At 36.3% G+C, this 6,800-nt stretch carries 7 protein-coding genes; 2 read left to right on the forward strand and 5 right to left on the reverse strand.

Annotated elements, in window-relative coordinates:
- Positions 1-227: 227 nt before the first annotated feature.
- Entirely contained in the window at positions 228-647 is a 420-nt protein-coding gene (locus PSV17_RS02205; RefSeq protein WP_300479221.1) for a hypothetical protein, read from the reverse strand.
- Positions 648-757: 110 nt separating this feature from the next.
- Here PSV17_RS02205 and umuD point away from each other — a divergent pair, with 110 nt between their 5' ends.
- Together umuD and PSV17_RS02215 are read left to right on the forward strand one after the other, a co-directional pair.
- Positions 758-1,390 (forward strand): translesion error-prone DNA polymerase V autoproteolytic subunit, encoded by a 633-nt coding sequence (umuD, locus tag PSV17_RS02210; RefSeq protein ID WP_300479223.1) that lies wholly within the window; start codon positions 758-760, stop codon positions 1,388-1,390.
- Positions 1,374-2,717 carry a Y-family DNA polymerase gene (locus PSV17_RS02215; RefSeq protein WP_300479224.1) on the forward strand — a complete coding sequence of 448 codons (1,344 nt, stop codon included), beginning with the start codon at positions 1,374-1,376 and terminating at the stop codon, positions 2,715-2,717. The genes umuD and PSV17_RS02215 overlap by 17 nt, the downstream gene beginning before the upstream one ends.
- On the opposite strand, the gene PSV17_RS02220 is transcribed toward PSV17_RS02215, so the two are convergent.
- The 4 genes from PSV17_RS02220 to PSV17_RS02235 form a co-directional block, all read right to left on the reverse strand.
- On the reverse strand, positions 2,714-3,361 hold the full coding sequence (locus PSV17_RS02220; RefSeq protein ID WP_300479226.1) for an SOS response-associated peptidase family protein: 648 nt from the start codon (positions 3,359-3,361) through the stop codon (positions 2,714-2,716). The two genes, PSV17_RS02215 and PSV17_RS02220, sit on opposite strands and share 4 nt — an antisense overlap.
- 5 nt (positions 3,362-3,366) lie before the next feature.
- Positions 3,367-4,047 (reverse strand): hypothetical protein, encoded by a 681-nt coding sequence (locus PSV17_RS02225; protein ID WP_300479229.1) that lies wholly within the window; start codon positions 4,045-4,047, stop codon positions 3,367-3,369.
- Positions 4,048-4,422: 375 nt separating this feature from the next.
- On the reverse strand, positions 4,423-5,001 hold the full coding sequence (locus PSV17_RS02230; protein WP_300479232.1) for a recombinase family protein: 579 nt from the start codon (positions 4,999-5,001) through the stop codon (positions 4,423-4,425).
- A gap of 251 nt (positions 5,002-5,252) precedes the next feature.
- Positions 5,253-5,402 carry a hypothetical protein gene (locus PSV17_RS02235; RefSeq protein WP_300479234.1) on the reverse strand — a complete coding sequence of 50 codons (150 nt, stop codon included), beginning with the start codon at positions 5,400-5,402 and terminating at the stop codon, positions 5,253-5,255.
- Between the last annotated feature and the right edge of the window lie 1,398 nt (positions 5,403-6,800).

Raw genomic sequence — 6,800 nt, forward strand, 5'->3', positions numbered from 1 at the left:
TTCCTTTGAAGGTCATTGGTAAAATATCATTTACACAGATTTTTTTACAGGCTCAGTTAATATTTTAAGCTGAACGATACGTGGGTGAATGTCACCAAAGTCTACCTCAGTACCCATTAAGAACACTTTTGTTTCATATGTAACTTACTTCCTACTAATAGAGGCCTTCCTACTGACGTCCATAGCTGTCGCTGCTCTTTGGTTATTTAAAAGTGTTTACTGACAAACTATTTGTTACGCGCCTTTTGTCCTACCAAATTTAAATTACCAAACCATATCCATCTAAAGAAAAACCATCCTATTAGAATTAAGAGAGGAAAGATAATTATCGTTAGGCAAATAATTGCATTAAATTCACGTTTCTTTAAGCTAGTTTCTAAGCGCCTAACGGCTTCATTCTGAGTATCAATCTTGGCGTGAATATCATCAATTTGTTTTAAGAAAGCTTCATCAGATAATGGCATTTGAGCATCTGATAGCTTCGTATTCTTAATTGAATTTAGGTAAAGCTCACTTTTATCGATAATTATGCGTTGCGAAATTACGAAGTTATGTTCTTGAAAAGTCAAGTAACCAAAATAAATACAAATTGGTAAGCCAATAAGTAACCAAAATCTTAATAATCTTCCTGCAATTATCAGCCGCACTTTATTCCTTAAGTATAAATTTTTCCTTAACTATATTCTAACTACTAAACATCAACAAGTAGCCCTAATATTAATTGTATTGTCCCCCTCAATTATGATAATCTTGATTGATGTGCGAAAATCAAAATATCAATAATCAACCTAGCCACGGTGGCAAAAGGGCTGGTGCGGGACGTAAAAAGAACTCTAGTATCTACGGAGAATCTACCACACCAATTAGAATCCCTAATAGCTCCCTAAGCGTTGTGCTAAGGCACCTAGAAGACATCAAAAGAGTTTCTAAAGGTGCTAGTCAGAGTCAGCTAGAGAACCTGTTTAAAGCTGATACAGCTACACCTATAGAGCTACAAATTTACAGCGGTATTGTGAGTGCTGGAATGAGTAAGTTCGCCTCCCCTGCCCAAGACTATGTACAACAAAAACTAGACCTAAATAAACATCTAATTACTAACCCTCCAGCTACCTATTTGTTCACAGTGGGCAAGTCTTACGACTCAATGATTGATGTAGGGATTCAGCCAGGTGCATTATTGATTGTTGATAGGTCTATTACTCCTAAATCCTCGCACATTGTGTTAGCTGACATTGAGGGTGAGCTAATTGTTAAGCGTCTATACAAATGGCGTAATGTAATTGAGCTTAGGTCAGAGAATAAAGATAAGAATTACCCTGCTATAACCTTTACAGAGGGTCAGGAATTATTAATATGGGGAGTGGTGACCTTCAATGTCAACTCACTCTAACAAAACAGTCTATGCGTTAGCTGACGTTAACTCAATGTATGCAAGCTGTGAGCAAGTCTTCAGACCAGACCTTAAGAATTCCCCTATAGTCGTATTATCCAACAATGACGGATGCGCTATAGCACAGAATCAATTAGCTAAAGATTTACTAGGGATGCACATGGCTCAGCCTTGGCACGAATTAGAAGCTGAAGGTAAGCGATTAGGTGTAAAAGTATTCTCATCCAATTATGAGTTATATGCTGAGATGAGCAATCGTTTTATAGATACTCTCAGAGAGTTTTCCCCAAGAGTAGAAGTTTATTCTATTGATGAATGCTTCTTAGATATGACTGGCATTAACAAACCCCTAACAGAATATGGTCACTTGATTAGAGACACTGTTAAGCAATGGACTTCCCTTCCCATTTGCGTGGGATTTGGTCATAGTAAGACCCTTGCTAAGTTAGCTAACCATTGTGCAAAGAAACAACCTATTTGGAAAGGAGTTTGTGACCTCACTAACCTTAATGAAACTGAGTTAAATTCACTCTTAGAGAATCTACAAGTATCTAAGGTTTGGGGTATAGGAAGTCGCTTAGAAGTTAAGCTTAACAACGTAGGTATTCATACTGTGGCTAGGCTCAGGAAAGCGAATCCTAAGCGTATAAGAGATGCCTTTGGAGTACTCGTAGAGAGAACCATTAAAGAACTCAATGGAGAGGTTTGGTTAGACCTAGACGACTCTGAAATTCCCCTAGAGGCTAAACAAGTATTATCTTCACGTTCTTTCGGGGAGAGAGTAACAGAGCTTAAAGACATAAATGAGGCTATAAGTTTTCATGCTACTAATGCTTGCCAGAGGCTTAGGAAACAAGGTCTATATGCCAACACTGTCTATGCCTTTATTCAGAATAGTCCATTTGATAAAGCTACTTTCTATTCAGGGAATGAAACCATTGGCTTACCCTCACCTACCGATGACACTCTTAGGATTACTCAGGCAGCTCTATGGTTAGTCAAAAGAATCTACTCACCTAATATTTATTATCAAAAAGCAGGGATTATGCTTGGGGGTTTAGTTCCTAAAGAAGGTCAACAATTAGACCTGTTAGGCTATACCGATAGAGACTCTAAGTCTGAAAATCTTATGATTGCCTTAGATGGAATCAATAAGAAATATGGTAGAGGGACGCTTAAATTAGCTTCTGAAGGGATAGATAAAACATGGAGAATGCGTAGAAGCTTTAAGAGTCCTAACTACATGGGAGACTTCTTAGAGCTACCTCTAATCAACAGTAATATTCCTTTAGGATTCCCCTTAGGTGAAAACTTAAAGCTCCTTTAGCGACTTACTCTAGGCTCTGCTTGACTGCTTAAGAAACCCTTAGGAGCTACATTTAACATAGCCCTAGCTTGAATAGTGTCAGCGTTTAACCAAGGTATGTATTCGTTATCACTTAAGACAACTACTGACCGCTTTTCATCCTGGGGTTTATGGAAGTGCTTCATTACATCGTGGCTATCAGCATTAACAGTGAGCATTGAGAATGAGAATATTATCTCCCCTGTTTCCTTATCAATGAATCTTTCCCAAATAGAAGCAATTGCTAAGGGCGACTCGTCGGTTCTCTTGATTCCCCAACGTACAGCCTTACCAGTTTCCCAATTAGGTTCATAGAATCTATCAACTAACACTAAGCCAAAACGCCTCTCTCTCCATGCGCTACGATAGCTAGGTTTCTCATGAACAGTTTCGCTTCGAGCATTGTAAGTCTTTAATCCAAACTTTTTCTTATCAGTAGCCCAGAAAGGAACTAAGCCAAACTTTGCTAACTCACATTTAGGAATACCATTATCAAGATAAATGAAAGGAGCAGGATATGTTGGATAAGCTTCTTCCCTGTAGGGGTCACTAGGTAGACTACAGTTGAACTTAGAGATAACCCAAGGGTTTTCACTTCTTTTGATTGGTTGGAAATTGCTACACAATGTAATTAAGGCTCCTTAACCGCAATTGTTACTTCTTTACCTTTATAAGACTTATGCCATTCCAATATTTTATGAAAAGAAATAATTAAAAGAATATTTATAACAGCAGCACTAAAAAATAATACCTTCCCAGAAATATTCAATTGAAGCTTTGAATTAATTCCAGCCGTACCAAACAGTACAAATAAAAAAAAGAAGGTGAAGCTTCCAACATAATCAGGTGGGTCTGACTTGCTAATCTCATTCTGTTTTCTATTTTCAATAACCGTAAGTAGCTTAGCCCTCTCAACTAAAATAGCTTGAGCATCTCTACAAAGCTTCTGTCTTTCTGCATTAACTATATTTGAGAATTTCTTATAAGCGTCCTCATTAGTATTCTTTAGGATTTTCTCTAATATTTCATCGCCCGTAATTTCACCTTCAATGTAGCAAGATAGCTCCTTGTTCCTAATACCTAATATACTTAATTCCTCTGCGTGAACACCTTCTTGGAAGTCTGCTAATAGAATCAATCCCTCTGCAATTAATTTAGGGTTAGCTAAGGTAGTGTCAGTTTTTAATATATTAGTAATTGCACCCAGAATGATTTCTTTAGGATAAGGGAGCACAGAAACATCTCTTATGTTCAAGCTTGGATTGCTCTCTATGAAAGCTCCGAAATCCGACATAATTTTATAGTTATCCATTATTTGATTCTAATACTAAATCTCAGCTTATTAGTTAAAGAGAAATTAATTATTTGAAGATGCAATCGCTGTGTGTGACGTTATTTAATTGAAGACAACCTAAGATAACCTGAGGGATTTAAACACGCGTTGGAGGTGCCTTTGCACAAGGGTTAGGCTGTGTAGATAGTTATCTATTAGTCAGACATGTTAATTAAAAAGAAAAAAATAGATTCATACTGACCGTTAACTAATTGAATATTTGAAAATGCAAACGAGCTGTAAGGGATTACTAATCTCTAGGCAACATAAGAGCTTACTAACTATCTTAAGACCTCTACAAGGTGCCTTAGCACAAGCCTATCAATACTTAAACAGAGCTATTTCAATCATTTTTTACTTCTGAATATACTTATAAAAAGTCTCTCTAGATATCCCGAAGTCCCTCGCTAGTGATGCCCTATTCTTAAACCCGTTAGCCTCATCCTTAACTCTGAGCTCCTTGATACGCTCCTCTGTCATTGTTGGCTTACGTCCCTTGTAGACTCCGTTAGTCTTAGCAATAGCTATTCCTTCGCGCTGACGTTCTTTGATTAGTGAACGCTCAAACTGAGCCACAGCTCCTAATATTGATAGCATTAATTCAGCGATATGGTTTTGCTCACCTGTAAACGTCATAGACTCTTTAAGGAACTTAACTTCAATCCCTTTGCTAGTGAGATTACTTACGATTGCTCTTAGGTCATCAAGGTTACGCGCTAATCTATCCATTGAAGCTATGACTAATGTATCTCCCTTACGTAGATGTTTGATAGCAGCTTGTAGATTAGGTCTGTCAGTGTCCTTTCCGCTAGCATAATCCGTGAATACTTCGTCAAGATGTAATCCTTCTAGCTGTGCATCCTGTCTTGCTGTGTTTTGGTCTAGGGTCGATACGCGTATATAACCAACTTGTTGCCCTGTGTGCTTAGTCATTATGTAATGTCCTTGATATGTTAAATGTGTCAGATATGACTCTAAGACCATTTACATAATGTGTCAAGTAATATATAAAATAACCCTAATCTTACAGTATTTAGTTATATGCCTTACGTAAGCTAAGGGTGTACCCTAATCTGACGAAGAATAAGGTAGACAGTAAAGACGAACACAATCCCTACGAGTACCTAAGAGTTAATCTTAAGACTTTCAATGTGCTTAGTTTGAATTTATTACTGACTACCTTATTATTTTCTAAATATCGTTCCACCAGCTATTTGTGCACCTGAGCCTTTATTCTTTCCAAGGTCTCTTCCTTCATAATCGTTGATACGTTGAATACCTGTACCTTTATTCCCTCTAGCATCATGCCCTTCATTATTAGGCATATTAGTCATTCCTGTTCTCCTATCTGAATCAAGTGAGGCTAATTGAACTGAAGTACCAGCAGCAATAGGAGCTAAGTCTCTACCTTCTTTAGTGCTAGTTATTTGTAGTCCAGTTTCAGGAGATAAGTAATAAGGGGTACACATGTTCGAGGTACTTTCTGAGGATATTTGTATGAGATTAAACTAGTTACTACGAAGGTGATATTTACTTCTAAGTAACTGTTTAATATAACATTTATTTGTAAATAAGAAAAAGGTATGGTAATCTTTTAATAACTACTAGACACCTAGTGGATTAACTTAAGGATTACTAACGATATGGCTATTTATGTAAGATTTCCAAGTATTGAATTATTCATTAGAAAAGTAGCTTTTTGGGAGTTGTTTTATAAAAGAGAAGTTAGAGACATCTGTACTGATTATGAGATTCAGATTGGGAAGTTATTGATTCAGATGAGTCCTAGGTCACATGAGCCTCACTCACCTAAAGCATATTTAATTGAGCTAGGGTAGCAACCTGACACAGTACCTCTTTTTAAAAAATACATTGCTAGTAATAAGAATCGAATATTCCTAGGGTATCCCCTGACAACTAAGGGGGGTGCCGAGGGGGTAACGGGAAACGCTACACGTAAGGTTACTCACACGAATTTTATTTTCGGAATAAAAAGCTTAGGATAATCATTAAGATATCTTAGCGTAACTTCAATACTCTTATGGTATCGCTAGATTTTCTAAGAATACCTTCTTAATTTATTCAGCATCTAGAATGCATCTATGAGTTATATAAGTTGACCTAACTAATTTCTCAGATACCCAATAGAGTATCTCTAGTAGATGCCTATAGCGCATCAGAAGCTTGAGCCTTTAAGTTTACCTATAGGACACTACTAAAACTATTTTAAGTCTAATTATCTAGCTATTTATATTGGGGTTAGTAAGTCTCACTAACTCTCTCAGTATATCTTAAGAACAGCTTTGGCTTTCTTTTACCCTATTGTATGTATGTCAGAATTTAGTAATCAGATTAGTATAATAATAATATTAAGGGCTAGCTAACATATCAATGATAATAGTAAGCTTATTACAATTTGAATATGCTCTATAGATACTACTAAATTCAAGTAGAGAAAGTTAAAGTGTAGCTAAAGTTAATAACTTGTATTTAGTAGTGATTATAGATACCTAACATTACCTACTTACTATATCTACTTCAATGAAATATAAATAATGTTAGCTAGTTAGAATTAACTCAAGATACAGTTGTAAAAATTAAAGCTCACCTATAGAGTGATAACTGATACTTGAGTTAATAGATGCTAACTATATTAATAGATAATAAAATTAAGTAAGGAGCCTGTAAATAATTCTGTGTAAATGCAGTTTGAGTGCATTAATTCAAGGGTG

The sequence above is a fragment of the Methylotenera sp. genome, from assembly GCF_029946165.1.
Lineage (GTDB): Bacteria > Pseudomonadota > Gammaproteobacteria > Burkholderiales > Methylophilaceae > Methylotenera.

Coding starts and splice junctions, on each gene's coding strand:
- PSV17_RS02225 (WP_300479229.1), bottom strand. CDS start 4,047: ATGGATAACTATAAAATTATGTCGGATTTCGGAGCTTTCATAGAGAGC.
- PSV17_RS02235 (WP_300479234.1), bottom strand. CDS start 5,402: ATGACTAATATGCCTAATAATGAAGGGCATGATGCTAGAGGGAATAAA.
- PSV17_RS02230 (WP_300479232.1), bottom strand. CDS start 5,001: ATGACTAAGCACACAGGGCAACAAGTTGGTTATATACGCGTATCGACC.
- umuD (WP_300479223.1), top strand. CDS start 758: ATGTGCGAAAATCAAAATATCAATAATCAACCTAGCCACGGTGGCAAA.
- PSV17_RS02215 (WP_300479224.1), top strand. CDS start 1,374: ATGTCAACTCACTCTAACAAAACAGTCTATGCGTTAGCTGACGTTAAC.